This window comes from Rheinheimera marina (assembly GCF_042654345.1).
Lineage (GTDB): Bacteria > Pseudomonadota > Gammaproteobacteria > Enterobacterales > Alteromonadaceae > Pararheinheimera > Pararheinheimera marina.
Genome location: NZ_JBHSGB010000010.1, coordinates 406524 through 421705, shown reverse-complemented (window position 1 = coordinate 421705; position 15182 = coordinate 406524). Strand labels below are relative to the sequence as shown.

Genomic DNA, 15182 nt, shown 5'->3' with positions numbered 1-15182 from the left:
TTAACGGTTCAGCCGTTGCAGCAACATAGCTCGCAGCTGCCTGGCCTGTTGCTCGTCCAGTTCGCCGAGCAGCCCTTTGACCGCATCAGGTAAATGCGCCACCGACTGCTCAGGCTCAAAAATGTAGTAATCGAGAATGGCGCGCCAGGCGCGGCGCTCATGCTCTGGTTTGTCTTTTAAGGTCAGCAGCGCATGGTACAGCAGGTTAGAGCCAGAGCCGGTGTAACGTGGCGCTTCACTCCACCAGTAATTCAGCAGCAGGTTAAAGGGCTGCAGCGCTTCGACCTGATGCCACCACATGGCTGGTAAATACAAAGCGTCGCCCGGCTCTAACTCCACCACCTGCGCCACTTGCTGCGCTTTGGCAAAGTTAGGAAAACGCTGCAGGTCCGGCTTGGCAAAATCAACCAGGCTAATCACCTGACCGCCAGGCGTTGGCTCCAGAGGCCCCGGGTATAAATTGGCAATTTGCTCAGGCGGAAATAAGGTAAAACGGCGTTTGCCGGCAATACAGCAGGCCAGGTTGTCGGACGAGTCATAATGGCAGGCCGCCAACGAACGATTACCCAGCCACAAACTGACCCGCTCCGCTTCAGTGGCATAAGGCAATGCCGTTTTCGGCCAATCCAGCTGGTTTTGCTGCAGCAGCAATGGAAAATGACTTTGGATTAAATTGGAGGCGATATAAAGCGATGGCGGCTCTGGGTCCTGTTGCCACTGCAGCAGTTGCTGCAGCACATCATCAACCCGGCCAATCCGGGCTTCAAAGTTCAGCGCCGTGTAATCGTCATTGTAAAAATAGCGGCCATTCAGGCCAGGCTCGCCGTAATACACCTGAGTGCTGCGGCCGTTGTAATGGGTCAGTAAATAGTCGGCTACGGACGCCGCACTGTGCTTGCCAGCCTGCAGTAAAGGCCAGTGGCTAAGCAGCCCTTTGATCAGTACCGGGCCCTGACCATCCAGCAAATCGACCGGCACCTGACCCGGATCGCACTGGACTTGCCGTACGGTGATGAGTGTCGCCGCACTCATCCGGCAACCCGCGTCGCCAGCGAGCCTTTGCTCAAGTCGTTCTTCCGCTCAATTAAGGTCTGAATGTTACTCATCGAACTGACTTGGGCAAACAGCAGCGCCAGCGCTCCGCTCTGGTTCAGGCGTTCCAGCTCAGCACCACTGAGCTGTGCCAGCCGCTGCTGGTCGATGCAGTAATTACCGAGCAGGCGGTGTTTTTCGCCATTATCCAGACTGAATTCAATGCTGATTGGCCGCAATAAACCCAAAGGTTCAATGGCGGCGAAAAAGGCCGGTTGGCTCTGATGGCCCAGATGCAAGCGCTGCAACAGGTCAATCATATGCTCCAGATAAGGGCTGTGGCCGCCTTCTGGCAAAAACAGCGGCTGACCCCGCTGCGTACTGACTTTCGGATGCGCCGGATCCACATGGATCACCGGCGTCGGCTCAGCCTGGCCAGGCTGGCGCTGAAAACCAATCAGAAAGGGGCCTTTTTCAATGCTGGCTGGCAACTGCCTGGCGTCCCAGCCGGAGGGCAACTGATCGTTCAGGTACAGGTTTTCACCCGCAGCAAAACCCAACAATACGGTGGAATAGAACTGGCCGTCCTGCTGGCGAAATAAAATGGCGTATTCTTTTTGTAACTGCAGAAATTCGGAGGGATAAACCGCGACCGCGGGCTGATTGTCACCAAAAGCGGCGGCAAAACGATGCTGTACCCGAAGATCCTGATGCTCGAGATTGTTCAGTAATACATGGCTGTGCATAGAGTTCGTCCTGTTACTGCCAAAAGGTCATAGCGGACCTGGGTCTGCCGACCCAAGCCCGCTCAATTCAGACCGACCAGGTTAGAAACTATACCTCATGCCAATCTGATAACGGGCATCCAAATCAGTCAGATACCACATCATCGCTTCGTTACGGGCATGCGAACGGCTGTCTTCACCGGTCAGGTTCAGTCCTTCAAACGACACCGTCAGCCGTTCGTTGACCGCATAACTGACGCTGGCGTCGATTTGCCAGTAAGCTTCTTCGAAGCGAGGGTTATTGGAACCGCCTTTGTTCACCTCGGCCAGGTATTCGTCACGCCAGTTCCAGGCCAGACGAGCCTGCCAATCGCCGTTTTCGTAAATACCAACCAGGTTGGCAGTGTCACTCAGGCCCACCAGAGCAAACTGCGACTGGCTTGGGTCTGCGGCCACATCGAAGCCAACATCACCGCGCACTATGGTGTAGTTGGCCTGAACACCAAAACCACTTTCGCCGAAGAAATGTTGCATCGCAAGCTCTGCCCCATAAATCTTCGCTGATCTGTTGTTGTCTGGCGTACTGGTACGGAACACCACTTCAGGATCATCCGCAGTGGCGCGCAGGTCGAAGCCGGCGTGGTTGGCCAGGAAGTCAATTTGCGCCTGGCTGCCGGTAAACTGCGGGTTATTACCATACTGTGCAATCATATCCGGATGGCTGCGGTACTCATTAAACACCATCATGGCGTACAAGTAGGTGTCGTCGATTGGGTAACCGCCAGCACGTAAGTCTTCCACCGCCGCTAAAGCGCGTGGCCCTGAGGTGACATCCTGAATGCCCAGCAGTGGCTGATCCACCTGACGGCTGCCGATAAAGTTAATCACGTCTTTCTGGAATAAACCGATAGCGGCGTAGCTGTCGTCTTTGTAGTACCACTCCAGTGACAGGTCGTAGTTGGATGATTCCAAAGGCAACAGGCCAGGGTTGGACGCATTGGCTGTGGGCTGAGCACCAAACAAGGTGGATCCACCGCCACCACCGAAGTTAGACGCTGACACCCCTAAGCTGCCTAAACCAGCGCGGGCCAGGGTTTTACTGAAGGAGAAACGGCTGATTAAATCATCCGACAGGTGCAGGGTGACGTCCAGGCTGGGTAACAGGTAATCGTATTTGTTATTGGCAGTAAAAGGTGCGGCTGGCACGCTGCCGTCGACATACGACACGATGTCGTTGTTATCTTCCCATTGGAAGTAGACTTTACTGACCAGTGAGCTGGATTCGGTTTTGGTCTCTTCGTAACGCAGGCCGGTTAACACATCAAATGGCATTTTGCCCAGCTCGCCTTGCAACGCCACCTGGAAGTAGGCAGCCCTGGTGTCTTCTTTAACAATATTGTCAAAGGACAGCGTCGATTCGGATGCGGTCGGAATACCAGAGTACAAACCCAGAGCTGCTTCATACAAAGCGCGTGGGTCAGCCGTAAAGCCATAACCGCCTGGTTTGGCCGTGTAATCGTCAAATTCACCTGGCACGTCAAATGGCTGAATTAAGTCACCAAACTCGCCCGGATTGCCAACGTTCCAGTTGCCCAGTGCAATATTGTTACCGGCGGTTTGCATGGAGCGGGACTCCATATTGCGCGCTTCAATACCAAAGTCAAAGTAACCGGCATCCAGCGCATAACGGCCATCAAACTTCACCTGAGTAATGTCGCTGCGCTGGCTGGCGTTGCGGATACGGGCAATGGATGAACCCACATCACCACTATCCACCATGCCATTGGCATTGGCGCCTTTGCCCGGCACTGTATCGTCATACACATTGAGATAAGTAGGTAAATCGGCCCCCCAGAACCATTCACGTGAGGTGACAATAGGCGCACCTAAACCCACCGCCAGCTCACCGGAGTTGCGTGGACCCGTACCGCGGCTGAACATGCTGGAATCATGCGCATCCAGCTTCAGGGTCAGCTCGTCGTTAACGTCATAGTCCAGGTTCAGACCGGCAGATTTCAAGGTGTTGGTTTGTTCACGCCACTGCTGTTCATAACCTTCGTCAACCGCACCGCTGTACACCTCTTTGATGTAAGTCGGCGTTTTGACGATATTGTTGTCGAACTCGACGATTTTGGTGTTGCTGCCAGTTTGCATCCAGTTACCCACTTCACCACGATGTTCGGCAATTTCGTTTTCAGCAAAGGTGTAATCGGCGGTGACTGTAAAGTTTTCTTTCGGTCTGTACTGCAAGGTCAGCTGGGCATTATCACGTTCACGTTCTGTGTTGGAAAACGCATAACGGATGTCATTCGGCCGTGCATACAGCTGGCCTTGGGATGGCGCATTAATCACTTCAGTGCTGGTATTGTTCCAGCTGCGATCCAGATCAGCAATATCATCCCAATAAGCCACTTGCCAGTCGTTGACCGTTGCTCCTGTATAGCCGGAATCCCGCTCCTGGTGACTGGCAGACAAGCTGACACCAAAGGTGTCGTCGGCCGTGACTTTGCTGAAAATACCGGAAATTTCCGGCGTGACATCATCACCTGTTCTGTTGGTGGTGTCGTGTGCCGCTTTGACGCCTATGCTGGCCACGTCCTGATCACTGTCCAGCGGACGGGCGGTTTTAATGTTCAGCGTGGCGCCGATACCGCCTGTAGCAATATTGGCTTTACTGGTTTTATAGACTTCAACACCACTGATACTTTCAGAAGCCAGGTTGGAGAAGTCGAATGCGCGGGCACTGCCGCCGCGGGTAGTGCCGTCTGCGCCAGAACCCGCCGCATAGGTAGTGGCAGAAGGCATGGTACGACCATTCAGCGTCACCATATTGTTGTCGCCGCCAAAACCACGCACTGTGACCTCGGCGCCTTCACCATTGGTGCGGCTAATCGACACCCCGGTAATGCGCTGTAAGGATTCAGCCAGGTTGGTGTCTGGGAATTTACCTATGTCTTCAGCCGAAATGGCATCGACCACACCAATGGATTCTTTTTTGATGGCGGTAGCCGCCTGCATACTGGAGCGCAGGCCTTTGACCTGTATTACTTCAACTTGCGAAGTGTCTGAATTGTTTGCCTGTTGTGCGAGAACCGGAGTCACCACTGTCCCACCGAGCAGCAGAGACAAAGCTCTGGCTACCGCAGTCTGGGTGAACCTGCGTTGATTTGTCATTATCGTACCATCCCTATTGATTTGTGCTGGCGAAGTCAACCAACTACCAGGCTTGCCGGCTTGTATTTACTGCCTGCGCCGGTTTTTACCTGGAGCCTGTCGGTCACCGATGTAAGGCCTTACATAAAGCCATTTCAGAGGTGACCGCCACTGATTGTAGTGGGGGAAATTGCAGCGGGAAGTTGCCAAAATACGTTAGCTTTTTGCTTTTTTTGGTAGCGCAACCATTGAGGGATGAACACCTAAGCTGAGACCAAAGGCGCCACCAGCGCGCCGAATAGCCGCGCAGGGCTTTGTTTTGTTACACTAGAGGTGTCTTCTGTTATGGCTGTTGCTTTATGAAATATTGTGCTTTGCTGGCGTTCTCTTTGACTTGTTTGCAAATTCTGGCCGCGCCGTTGCCAGACCGGCTGCTGACTTCAGAAAAACGCCCTTACAACTATCAGCAGCAGCACACTCAAGGCCTGACCATTGATCTGCTGCACAGCATGTACCCTCAGGGGTTACCAGCAGAGGTGGAACTGATGCCCTGGCCTCGCGCCCTATACACAGCGCAAAGCACCCCGAATGTGCTGCTGTTTACCATGGGAAAAACTGCCGAGCGTGAACAACAGGGCTTTCATTTTATCGGCCCGGTATCGCGACGGGAGCACTGGCTTTACAGTGCAGAACCAGGGTTTCAGCCGCTGCTGAATCTGGCACAGCTGAAAAGCCGTAAATTATTGATTGTTGGCTTGCGGGCCGGCTGGCTTAGCGAACGTCTGCAACAGGAAGGCATTGCCGTAGAAACAGTCGGAGACTACGAACAAGGTATGCAGATGCTGATGAAAGGTCGGGCCCAGCTGTGGTTGTCGACTGAACTGGAAGAGCAGGTTCTGAAACAAAACAGCGACATTGGCAAGACATTGCGCCCTGTGTTCAGACTTGGCTGCTCGTACAACTATCTGGCGCTGTCCCCTGGCAGTAAACCAGAGCTGATTGCCGATACCGAAGCACGCTATGAACAAGCGATCCGTAGCCCACACTTGCACCAGCAAAAACAAAAGTGGCAACAGCAGCTGGGATTGGCGCTGGGGTTATCCGCCAGCACCGGTTTTTATCTTTTGTCTGAAGCAGGTACACACTGCGCTATGGGGTTTTCTGCCACATCAGAGATGTCGATAGCGGCAGCACGGTCGCAGAGCGAAAAATAAAGTCGCTGCAAAGATCAGGCTTTGCGAAACACCACCTGCACTGTGCTGGTGGCCCGTTCCAGAAAGCCGCCTTCACAATACGCCAGGTAATACAGCCACAAGCGTTTAAAGCGTTCGTCGTAACCAAACTGTGGCAACTCAGGCCAGCTCTGCAAAAAATTGCTGCGCCAGTCGGCCAAAGTCCGGGCATAGTCCAGGCCTATATCCTGTACCGCTTCAATCACCATGGCACTGTTGGCTGTGCTGGCTTTGGCCAGTTCAGTCATGGACGGCAGGAAGCCCCCCGGGAAAATATAACGCTGAATAAAGTCGACATTATTGAGGTAATAGCCAAACCTCTGGTCGGCAATGGTAATGGACTGCAGCAGCATTTTACCGCCTGGTTTCAGCAGCTGATTACACTGGCGGAAAAAGCCGGGCATAAACTCGTAACCCACAGCTTCAATCATTTCAATTGACACCAGCTTGTCGTACTGGCCGGTTAAATCGCGGTAATCCTGTTTCAGCAAGGTGATTCGGTCCTGCAAACCGGCGTCCTGCACCTGTTGCTGCGCATACTGATACTGCTGCTCAGAAATAGTGGTGGTAGTGACGCGGCAGCCAAAATGCTGTGCAGCATAAAGAGCCAAACCGCCCCAGCCGGTGCCGATTTCCAGCAGATGGTCCTCCGGGCTTAATTGCAGTTTCTGACAAATCAGCTCCAGCTTGTGCTGCTGCGCCTCGGCCAGACTGGCAGTGGCATGCGGGTACACAGCGGCCGAATACATCATGCTTGTATCGAGAAACCGGGTGTACAGCTCGTTGCCTAAATCGTAATGGGCTTCAATATTGGCTTTCGAACCGGTTTTGGTGTTGCGGTTGGCTCGGTGCAAAAAGGCGTTTTTCAGACGGCTCCACCAGCCCTGATGCTGTTCCAGTTGGTCGGTCAGTTGCTGCGCTCTGGCAAACAGACGGATCACGGCGGTCAAATCCGGTGAGTGCCATTTTCCGGCAATAAAGGCCTCAGCCCCGCCTATGCTGCCGCCCAGCACTATGTCTTTATACAGACTGGCATCGTCCACTAACAAAGTCGCCTGCAGCAGATCGGGCTCGGATTGGGCGCTGCGGCTTTGACCAAAATAAAAAGTGCCGTCTGGCTCCACCAGTTGCAGGCTGCCCTCACGGATCTGTTCCAGTGCCTTGAAAACCAGGCTGCGGCAGCGTTTTTCAAACCAGCTCAGCGGCTGTGCTGTCGCTATACGTGTGATTTGTTCCACCTGTCACTCTCCGTTGTTGCTTCGTTGGTTCTGGCTTTGTGCTGATTTTTGATAAGGTACAAAAGGCACGCGCTTGGCAAACAGCTTTAACGCCTGCCAGTAAATAGCTGCGACGACTTTGAGCGTCATCAGCGACAATGACCATCTGACCTGCAGCTTTGCGGCGTCACTGAGTGGCCGTCTGGTCATCGTCAGGGTGGCATCGAACAGCTTAGGGCCACGCAGCTCTTGTTCTTTGGCTGGCCGTCGGTTTTCTATATGGATCAACAGCCTGTCACTGTCGGGCTGCGGAGCTTTCAATTGCCAGTGGTAATTCATTAACAAGTCCATAAATGGCGACACGTGAAACGCCTTGACGGTCACAGGCGCCGCTTCCTGCATAGACAACAGGTAATAATGCTTTTCCAGCCAGGGTGTATTACTGACTTCTACCAACACAGACTGACACTGCTGTGCATCGTCATAACAGAAATAAAAATTGGCCGGGCTGAAATAGAAACCAAAACAGCGGACCTGCACCAGCATCAGCACTCTGGCGATGTGGCTGTCGCCGCCAAGTGTCCTGACTTTTTCAGTAATACGCTGCTTCAGTGGTGCTGGATCACCCGGCAGATAATCTTGCTCTCGAAAACGCAGCGGCGACCACCACTGGCGGCCCAGTAATCCCGCTGGCAACTGGCCTGCGCTCAACTCATCTGCATCCAGCGCCAGCATCTGCAGCTGATAAGCAAATTGGTGATCTATAGGGCTAAAGCGACGATGCCGCACCTCGCCGCTATATAAACAGCTGTGCAGTGGCTGCAGCTCTGCGCCCGCTTTACCAACATCAGCCATGCTATGACGACTCCGGCGCGGCGAAATCACAATCAAAACGGCGGGCAACGTCCAGCGCACTGCGAACCCCGTCTTCATGAAAACCGTTGTACCAATAAGCCCCGGCAAAGTGGGTCTGGCCTTGGCCACAAATCTGCAGCCGTTGCTGTGCTGCTGCCAGCGACTGCACCGAATAGACCGGGTGGTGGTAGACGAAACTGCGCAGGATTTTCTCCGGAGCTATCTGCTCAGTTTGATTCAGCGTGACACAAAAAGTGTGTTCCGATTCAATGCCTTGCAAAATATTCATGTTGTAGGTCACACAGGCGGGTCTGTCCTGATCAGCACCCAGTTGATAATTCCAGCTGGCCCAGGCTTTACGCCGTTTCGGCAAGACGGATTCATCGGTGTGCAGCACCACCTGATTCGGGCTGTATTGCAGGGCAGACAGGATGCGCTTTTCATCCTCTGACGCATCTGCCAGCAACGCCAGTGCCTGGTCGGAATGACAGGCCAGCACCAGCTCATCAAACAGCTGCTCCGAACCATCAGCAAAACAAAGACGAACCTTGCCCTGCTCGCGGAAAATCTGCCGGATGTTGGCGTTGCATTGAATGCGGTCTGCAAAAGGCCGGGTCAAAGGCCCCAGGTAGCTGCGCGATCCTTGCGGGATCACGTACCACTGGGGTCTGTCTGTCACATTCAGCAAGCCATGGTTATGGAAAAACCGGATAAAAAACTGCAGCGGGAACAACTCCATCGCCGTTAAGGAGCTGGACCATATGGCGGCCCCCATCGGCAAAATATAGTTTTCTGCAAAAAAACGTGAAAAGCCCTGCTGCTGCAAAAACTGCCCTAAAGTGGCGCCGTCTTGCAGCGAAGGCCCCTGATACAAGGCTTTGCATAACGAATTAAAGCGCAGGATTTCTCTCAGCAAGCTCCAAAATTTCGGATTGAGCCAATTGCGTTTTTGCGCAAACAGCGTCGACAAGCTGTGGCCGTTGTACTCCAGACCAGTCAGGGTGTTTTTTACCGAAAAACTCATTTCAGTGGCCTGACGGCCTACGCCAATTTCGGCCAGCAACGCCAGAAAATTGGGATAAGTTTTGTCGTTAAACACAATAAAGCCGGTATCGATAGCGTACTGGCGTCCCGCCAGCTCCACATCGACAGTGGCGGTGTGGCCGCCAATCGCGGCGGCCTGTTCGAACACCTGCACCTGATGCTTCTTCGACAACAGATAAGCGGCGGTTAAGCCAGAGATTCCTGCTCCTACAATGGCTATCGTCTTCATAGTCACCCACGTTGAATGGCAGCAGCTCGCCTTGCTGGATTACTGCTTGCCGAGGTTAATGCTTTTGTGTGGCCTGTCCCATCCTCAGTGCCAACCAGAACCAAAGGCGTTCCGGCAGCAAGGCCATAGTCTTCAGTAACAAGGTCAGTCGCTTTGGAAAATGCAGATAACGCTTGCGCTGCAGCACGCCTTGATAAATCCGTGCCGCTGCCTGTTCAGCACTGAGTAAAAACGGCATGGAAAAATCATTTTTATCGGTCAGCGGTGTTTTGATAAACCCAGGATGCACCAAGGTCACGCCTATGCGATGTCGCACCAAATCCAGCCGCAAACTGGCCGCCAGATAATCCAGACCGGCTTTGGACGCGCCATAGGCCTGAGCCCGGGTAAAAGGCAACAAGGTGGCGCTGGAGCTGACCAGCACCAGCTGGCCACCGGGTTTTAATTTCGGTAGTAAATACTGCAGCAGGTAGCCGGTGGCGACGAGATTGGTTTGCAGCACAGATTCAAACAGCGCGCCGTCAAACTGCATCACGTCATCCATATAACGGCAGTCCCCGGCGTTGAGGATCAACAGATCAAGTTCGCTGACTTGCGACGCCGCCTGAGCGATCTGTTCAGGCTCTGTGATATCAAACAGCAGCGGCTGCACCGCCGTATTCGCCAGTGCCAGTTGCTGTAGTTTGGCGGCATTGCGACCGCAGGCCAGCACAGTAAACCCGTGCTGCAGGTACTGGCCAACTAAAGCTTCGCCAATGCCAGAGCTGGCGCCAGTGATCAGAACCCGTTTCATTGGCTGGCCCGCCGTTTTACCCAGCGGATCAGCGCACCAACCGCTGGCAAATGTTCGTATAACATCTGCCCTGCATCCAGGTAATCCCGGTGATAATGCACTTTGTCTGCCTCACCGCGGATCAGTGAATGCCCTTCCACCCGAATGGGCAGGCCCTTATTGAGCTGCGGATGGGCATAGGTCATGGTCCAGTAGAGCGCTGCACTGTTGCCTTGATAAATCACGGAGTCAATCTGGAAATCACATTGGCTCAGCTTGCTGTATAAGCCCGAAAAGTAGGCCAACAGCGCGTCCAGTCCCTGCAGCTGATGCAGTGGATCCCGAAACTGAATATCGGCACGGTAGAGCTGCGCCAGAGGCTCCAGAGAGGCAACCCCCAGCGCTTGATAAGTTTCGGTAAAGCGTTGTAACCACAGTGGGTAGGCTGCCGACTCAGTATCGGCGGCGTCACTGGTCTGAAACTCTGCAGGCATGATCTCTCCTTCGCACCATCATTTGACACATTAACATAACAATACGCTCAATGATTGGAGTCAGATCAATTAATAGATAAAATTACCTATTGGATTCAATAATCTGTTCATTCCCTGGGTAAAACGCTGCGGTGCATCTGCCACGGTGAAACACAGACAGCCGGTCGCTGACACGGGTTGGTGAGTGTGGCTACCGTCAAGCAAAATAAAGTCACCCGGACCATAATCACCATCAGCGTCACTGAAATGTCCACTGAGTAACAAGGTCAGCTCAAACCCTTTATGACTATGCTGTGGCACACCACCGCCTGGTTGGATGTACAACAAGCTACTGTGCAAAGCTCCTTCATCCAGCCCAAAACGTGCCCTGGATAACTTGCCAAACTGGCTGAACGCCCCTAATGGCAGGGAATGCAAGGCTCTGGGTAACTGATACTGCTGCCCTGCCACCGCAATCTGTTTTGCTTTTGGCTTCTGCTCTGCAGCAGGCGCATCGTCCAGCACCATCGCATCCAGCATTTGCTCCAGTTCCGGGTCCAGTGTTTCGGCTGACCAGTCGGGCTCTTCGCTTTGCGGCCGGGCTGCATCCAACCAGCGGTTGGCTTGCATTTGGGTTAGCTGTTCAATACGCAAGGCGCAGCAACTGCACATTTCAGCATGCACAGCCACCGCAGCCGTTAAAGAAACCGGCAGCTCTGCTGCCACAAAAGCAGTCAACATCTGCTCTGTCGGGTGATGGTTAATCATGGCCTTCTCCCAGTTGCTGTTTTAACTTCGCCAGCGCTAATCGCAATCTGGACTTCACAGTGCCCAAAGGCAAACCAAGCTGCTCAGCCAGCTGCTGTTGGGTCAGTTCCATAAAGTACACACCGTGCACCACCTGGCGCTGTTGCTCAGACAAGCAGTCGAGTCCGGCAAGAATAGCGTCTTTGGCCAGATGGTCATGCGCGGCAGGATCGGCACTATCGTCATCGTCCAACAAAGGCCAGAAATCGTCGCTGATGCTGTCTTCCTGATTGGCTTTAATTTTGCGCAGTAAATCGAAGGTCACGTTACGCATCACCCGGTACACCCAGACAGTGGCGGAGCCTTTGTCCGGATCAAACAGGTGGGCTTTACGCCAGATGTTGCTCATAGTGTCCTGCACCACGTCATTGGCCAGATCCGAATTAATCAATCTGGCAGCCGCCATCCGCTTTATCCGGGGTGCAAAAAAACGAAACAGTGCAGTAAATGCCTGCTTGTCCCGTTTCAGTGCAACCGCGGTAAGCAGTTGACTTAATTCCTGATTATCTGAATCTGCGCTCATAAGCCTAGATGTAATGCATCCTGCGGCCTTTTGCAATTCTGCTGTGCTTTGCAACATAGTTCGCGCCCCGTTGAACTCCTTCTTGCAGTTACGTTGCCTCTCGCAAGTTGGATCACTGAGCGCTACTTTTTGTCAGCAAAATTTCTGCCAGCAAGGTCACGGCATTGGCATAACTGTCGGCAGGGTAAAAAAGGACTTTGTAGTGATTGGCGATTGGCGCCAGCTCCAGCCAGCGGGCGACCACCCAATTTGCCTGATCCAGTAAAGGTTCTGGGTAAAGCGTGCTGAGCAGCTCGTTGTCCCGCAAGCATTGGCCTAAGGCGTCAGCAAAGGCCTGGCTTTCAGCACTCTGTGCTTCTGTAGCCCAGTGATCCGTCAGCTGCGCCCGGGCCCAAAGCAGTTGGTCAGCGTCACGCGTCGCATCAGTGAGCCGCACCAGGCCGCGGCACTGCACGTCAATTTGCAGCAGGCCGTTTGGGCTTTGGCCGAAATTGCTGATCATGACCCAGGCACCCAGCTCCGACAAGGCTCCTGAGCTCGTAGTCGTCTGGATCACAAAGCCCTGGCCCTGACTGGCCAGTCGGACCATTTTAAGGTAACGGGGCTCAAAGATATTAAGCCGCGTCATACCACCTGGCAGTAAAAACACCGGTAACGGAAATACCGGTATCTGCATGGCCTCTGTCAACGGGTCTCTCCTCAGCTCACAACGCTGTGCTTTGGACAGTGGCAGGCTGACACTGCCGGAGCGGCGCTTCTTTATCAAAAAACAGCGTAATTTCGGCCACTGTCACACCAAACTTCTTCATTTTGGTGCGGTTAAACAGCCGGTATTGATCCAACTGATACATCCAGTCATCCAGGTCAAACTGGTAATCCTCACCGTCAATCGCCACCATCAGCTGATACTGCCATTGCAGCGCAAAGCCCTGCTGCTGACCGACGGCAGTGCCGACCACATCGTCGGCTTCCCCTGTGTACTGGTTCGGTGCCACCCTGGTCAGACGCCAGGTGCGTTGGTCTGTCTCACCGTCATCAAAGTAGAAGGTCTCCGCCAGCGTGCCTTGCTGCTGTTGCCATTGGCCGTTCAGCTCAACACAAAAACGCCGGGTCACTTTTTGGTTGTAGTCCTGCACCATGCCCCAGGCTATCGCCGGACCGTCAAAATAAGCGGCCAGGTCAAACCCAGGTTCAGTCCCGCGGTACTGCGAAATGGACGTACTGCAGCTGCTCAGCATCAAGCCAGCAGCGCCCACCGCAGCCAGCAACACCCAGTTAATTTGACGCATTTTTCACTCCCAGTAATTGCTGCCGCAGTTGAGGTTCAGAGGTCTGTGGCGATAACCAGATATCGAGAAACAGCGCCGCAAAATCAGGACTGGCGATCACCCCGGCTGGCTGTTGATTAAAATAGAATTCTGTGTGACCGGCCCCGACCTTCAGCGTCAGGACGTCTCCTTTGCGGATATCCGGCCAGACCTGTTGCAGCTGTGGCAGATACGCTTGATACCGCTCTGGTGGCACCTTCAGGTGTTGCCACTGCTTCACCGTATTCTCTATCAGATCGTCTTTGCTGATTGTGCGTAAGTAGCGGATTTCAAACAACAGGCCCGGCTCCACACCAGTGAACCGACCGCTCGGACTGTACAACCAGCTTTGATACAGATCCCAAAACAGCACACTGAACTCTGCGCTGCCAATGAGCTTAAGTCCGGCTTTGAGATCTGGCTGTTTAGCGGAGTCTGCCACTGCCGAGTGACACAGTACCGACAGCAGCAAAAGACTGCACAGCCGTCTAGCCTGCGCCAAAAAGAGTCTTCTCATGCGTCACTCCATACACTCGTTGATTAAGTAAAAATAAAGCTGGTAACAAAGCGGCCCAGGCCAGACTTAACATCAACAGTACCCAAGGCAAGGGCGCACCAAACTGCACTGCGCCCAGCTGCTGGCCAGCCCAATAACTGAAAGGTCCAGCTAGCGCGCCGGCCAGACTCTGCAGCCAGACACGGCCTTTGAGCACAGACAGGTAGCCATTGAGCGTCATCGCAAACGCCAGCCATAGCATCAGTAACCAAAAAGGCAGCAACCAGGGCTGACCAGGGAATATAAATACTGCCGTCAGCATCCACAGCGAATCCAGCAAGGCGCCGCCGACCATCACACTGATTAACAGCAAAGCTTCGGCCTTGGGCCTGGCGCTCTGCCACAGGTGCAGGCCAGCCCAGACAGGCACCAGCAGCGCGGCCCCATTGCCCCAATACACACAACCAAACCAGGCCAGGTTAAATAAGCAGGAATTGAGCAGTAAGCGCATCTGGTCATACTCCGCAGCGGATACCAGCGGGCAGGCTGGCGCACTTTAAATTTCGTGCGATTCAATACGAAGCAGATCAGAATTTGGTTCACCTGATGCCGGCTGGTCAGCAGAAAGTGCGTTCTTTTTCGGTTGCGGGTGAAAACAGAAAGGCGACTAAATGGGTTAACTTAAAGCGCACAAAAACATCTGGAGTGTTTTTGGACGGCCGAAGGCTGGTCCCGCAGGGATTTTTTGCAAGGACGCAAAAAACACAAAAACATCTGGAGTGTTTTTGGACGGCCGAAGGCTGGTCCCGCAAGGATTTTTTGCAAGGACGCAAAAAACACAAAAACCAGCACTTGGCTGGTAATGCCAGTCAGTTAAGCTGACTGGCATTATTTTTTACGGTGCAGTATCAGGCTCCCCTGAACTAAAACAATAAACTAACAGAGTCTATCCAAAGCGAGGGAAGGCAAAGAACTAAGCAGCCCCTGTGAGGCATGGAGCCGAACAGGAGCCCCCAGGGATGGGTTTACGGCGTGGCTGCGTGGGCTTTGCCTTTTCCGCTGCAGCTGAACCAAGCTAGTGAATAGATAAGCAGTTTTTGCATAAAAACTGCTTATCTGACTGGCATTAGCACTTGGCTGGTTCTTGTTTTACTGATTGTTCAGGTCAGTAAAGTGGCGGAGCGGACGGGACTCGAACCCGCGACCCCCGGCGTGACAGGCCGGCCATGCTTTAACAGAGAGCAACCGACTGAACTGCTGTCATCAGACAGCCGAATAAAAGACGTAAAAAAACCAGCGCTAGGCTGGTTGTTTTGA

The 15182-nt window shown here is 53.6% G+C and carries 16 protein-coding genes; 2 read left to right on the top strand and 14 right to left on the bottom strand.

The genetic code is table 11. The features are described 5' to 3' along the window. The 3 genes from ACFO3I_RS11620 to ACFO3I_RS11610 form a co-directional block, all read right to left on the bottom strand. On the bottom strand, nt 1–1032 hold the full coding sequence (locus ACFO3I_RS11620) for a cupin-like domain-containing protein (RefSeq protein ID WP_377334151.1): 1032 nt from the start codon (nt 1030–1032) through the stop codon (nt 1–3). Further along, nucleotides 1029–1778, bottom strand: coding sequence for a SapC family protein (locus ACFO3I_RS11615; protein WP_377334150.1), 750 nt, complete (start codon nt 1776–1778; stop codon nt 1029–1031). Before ACFO3I_RS11615 ends, ACFO3I_RS11620 begins: the two co-directional genes overlap by 4 nt. 81 nt (nt 1779–1859) lie before the next feature. Continuing rightward, complete coding sequence (locus tag ACFO3I_RS11610) at nt 1860–4931, bottom strand: TonB-dependent receptor (RefSeq protein ID WP_377334149.1); 3072 nt, start codon at nt 4929–4931, stop codon at nt 1860–1862. Between the two features lie 338 nt (nt 4932–5269). Between ACFO3I_RS11610 and ACFO3I_RS11605 the strand changes: the two genes are divergently transcribed. Next, a complete protein-coding gene (locus ACFO3I_RS11605) occupies nt 5270–6124 on the top strand; it encodes a substrate-binding periplasmic protein (protein WP_377334148.1) in 855 nt (284 codons plus the stop codon). Nucleotides 6125–6138: 14 nt separating this feature from the next. Here ACFO3I_RS11605 and ACFO3I_RS11600 read toward each other — a convergent pair whose 3' ends face one another. From ACFO3I_RS11600 to ACFO3I_RS11550, 11 genes are all read right to left on the bottom strand, one after another. Then, nucleotides 6139–7380 carry a class I SAM-dependent methyltransferase gene (locus tag ACFO3I_RS11600; protein WP_377334147.1) on the bottom strand — a complete coding sequence of 414 codons (1242 nt, stop codon included), beginning with the start codon at nt 7378–7380 and terminating at the stop codon, nt 6139–6141. 3 nt (nt 7381–7383) lie between these two features. Beyond that, nucleotides 7384–8214, bottom strand: a complete 831-nt coding sequence (locus ACFO3I_RS11595) for a DUF1365 domain-containing protein (protein ID WP_377334146.1) — start codon at nt 8212–8214, stop codon at nt 7384–7386. 1 nt (nt 8215) lies between these two features. Then, nucleotides 8216–9487 carry an NAD(P)/FAD-dependent oxidoreductase gene (locus ACFO3I_RS11590; protein WP_377334145.1) on the bottom strand — a complete coding sequence of 424 codons (1272 nt, stop codon included), beginning with the start codon at nt 9485–9487 and terminating at the stop codon, nt 8216–8218. 55 nt (nt 9488–9542) lie between these two features. Further along, nucleotides 9543–10280, bottom strand: coding sequence for an SDR family NAD(P)-dependent oxidoreductase (locus tag ACFO3I_RS11585; RefSeq protein WP_377334144.1), 738 nt, complete (start codon nt 10278–10280; stop codon nt 9543–9545). Further along, the gene (locus ACFO3I_RS11580) at nt 10277–10753 is read right to left on the bottom strand and encodes a nuclear transport factor 2 family protein (RefSeq protein WP_377334143.1); all 477 of its coding nucleotides are present in this window, start codon (nt 10751–10753) and stop codon (nt 10277–10279) included. The genes ACFO3I_RS11585 and ACFO3I_RS11580 overlap by 4 nt, the downstream gene beginning before the upstream one ends. Before the next feature lie 69 nt (nt 10754–10822). Beyond that, complete coding sequence (locus tag ACFO3I_RS11575; RefSeq protein WP_377334142.1) at nt 10823–11500, bottom strand: ChrR family anti-sigma-E factor; 678 nt, start codon at nt 11498–11500, stop codon at nt 10823–10825. Continuing rightward, a complete protein-coding gene (locus ACFO3I_RS11570) occupies nt 11493–12062 on the bottom strand; it encodes a sigma-70 family RNA polymerase sigma factor (RefSeq protein ID WP_377334141.1) in 570 nt (189 codons plus the stop codon). Before ACFO3I_RS11570 ends, ACFO3I_RS11575 begins: the two co-directional genes overlap by 8 nt. A gap of 112 nt (nt 12063–12174) precedes the next feature. Further along, a complete protein-coding gene (locus ACFO3I_RS11565) occupies nt 12175–12750 on the bottom strand; it encodes an LON peptidase substrate-binding domain-containing protein (protein WP_377334140.1) in 576 nt (191 codons plus the stop codon). Nucleotides 12751–12766: 16 nt separating this feature from the next. After that, a complete protein-coding gene (locus tag ACFO3I_RS11560) occupies nt 12767–13351 on the bottom strand; it encodes a DUF3833 domain-containing protein (protein WP_377334139.1) in 585 nt (194 codons plus the stop codon). Continuing rightward, entirely contained in the window at nt 13338–13886 is a 549-nt protein-coding gene (locus ACFO3I_RS11555; protein WP_377334138.1) for a chalcone isomerase family protein, read from the bottom strand. Before ACFO3I_RS11555 ends, ACFO3I_RS11560 begins: the two co-directional genes overlap by 14 nt. Beyond that, on the bottom strand, nt 13858–14376 hold the full coding sequence (locus tag ACFO3I_RS11550) for a DUF2878 domain-containing protein (protein ID WP_377334137.1): 519 nt from the start codon (nt 14374–14376) through the stop codon (nt 13858–13860). The genes ACFO3I_RS11555 and ACFO3I_RS11550 overlap by 29 nt, the downstream gene beginning before the upstream one ends. Nucleotides 14377–14459: 83 nt before the next feature. Between ACFO3I_RS11550 and ACFO3I_RS11545 the strand changes: the two genes are divergently transcribed. Further along, nucleotides 14460–14747 carry a hypothetical protein gene (locus ACFO3I_RS11545; protein ID WP_377334136.1) on the top strand — a complete coding sequence of 96 codons (288 nt, stop codon included), beginning with the start codon at nt 14460–14462 and terminating at the stop codon, nt 14745–14747. Nucleotides 14748–15182: the final 435 nt, after the last annotated feature.

Coding starts and splice junctions, on each gene's coding strand:
- ACFO3I_RS11620 (WP_377334151.1), bottom strand. CDS start 1,032: ATGAGTGCGGCGACACTCATCACCGTACGGCAAGTCCAGTGCGATCCG.
- ACFO3I_RS11615 (WP_377334150.1), bottom strand. CDS start 1,778: ATGCACAGCCATGTATTACTGAACAATCTCGAGCATCAGGATCTTCGG.
- ACFO3I_RS11610 (WP_377334149.1), bottom strand. CDS start 4,931: ATGACAAATCAACGCAGGTTCACCCAGACTGCGGTAGCCAGAGCTTTG.
- ACFO3I_RS11605 (WP_377334148.1), top strand. CDS start 5,270: ATGAAATATTGTGCTTTGCTGGCGTTCTCTTTGACTTGTTTGCAAATT.
- ACFO3I_RS11595 (WP_377334146.1), bottom strand. CDS start 8,214: ATGGCTGATGTTGGTAAAGCGGGCGCAGAGCTGCAGCCACTGCACAGC.
- ACFO3I_RS11590 (WP_377334145.1), bottom strand. CDS start 9,487: ATGAAGACGATAGCCATTGTAGGAGCAGGAATCTCTGGCTTAACCGCC.
- ACFO3I_RS11585 (WP_377334144.1), bottom strand. CDS start 10,280: ATGAAACGGGTTCTGATCACTGGCGCCAGCTCTGGCATTGGCGAAGCT.
- ACFO3I_RS11580 (WP_377334143.1), bottom strand. CDS start 10,753: ATGCCTGCAGAGTTTCAGACCAGTGACGCCGCCGATACTGAGTCGGCA.
- ACFO3I_RS11575 (WP_377334142.1), bottom strand. CDS start 11,500: ATGATTAACCATCACCCGACAGAGCAGATGTTGACTGCTTTTGTGGCA.
- ACFO3I_RS11570 (WP_377334141.1), bottom strand. CDS start 12,062: ATGAGCGCAGATTCAGATAATCAGGAATTAAGTCAACTGCTTACCGCG.
- ACFO3I_RS11560 (WP_377334139.1), bottom strand. CDS start 13,351: ATGCGTCAAATTAACTGGGTGTTGCTGGCTGCGGTGGGCGCTGCTGGC.
- ACFO3I_RS11555 (WP_377334138.1), bottom strand. CDS start 13,886: ATGAGAAGACTCTTTTTGGCGCAGGCTAGACGGCTGTGCAGTCTTTTG.
- ACFO3I_RS11550 (WP_377334137.1), bottom strand. CDS start 14,376: ATGCGCTTACTGCTCAATTCCTGCTTATTTAACCTGGCCTGGTTTGGT.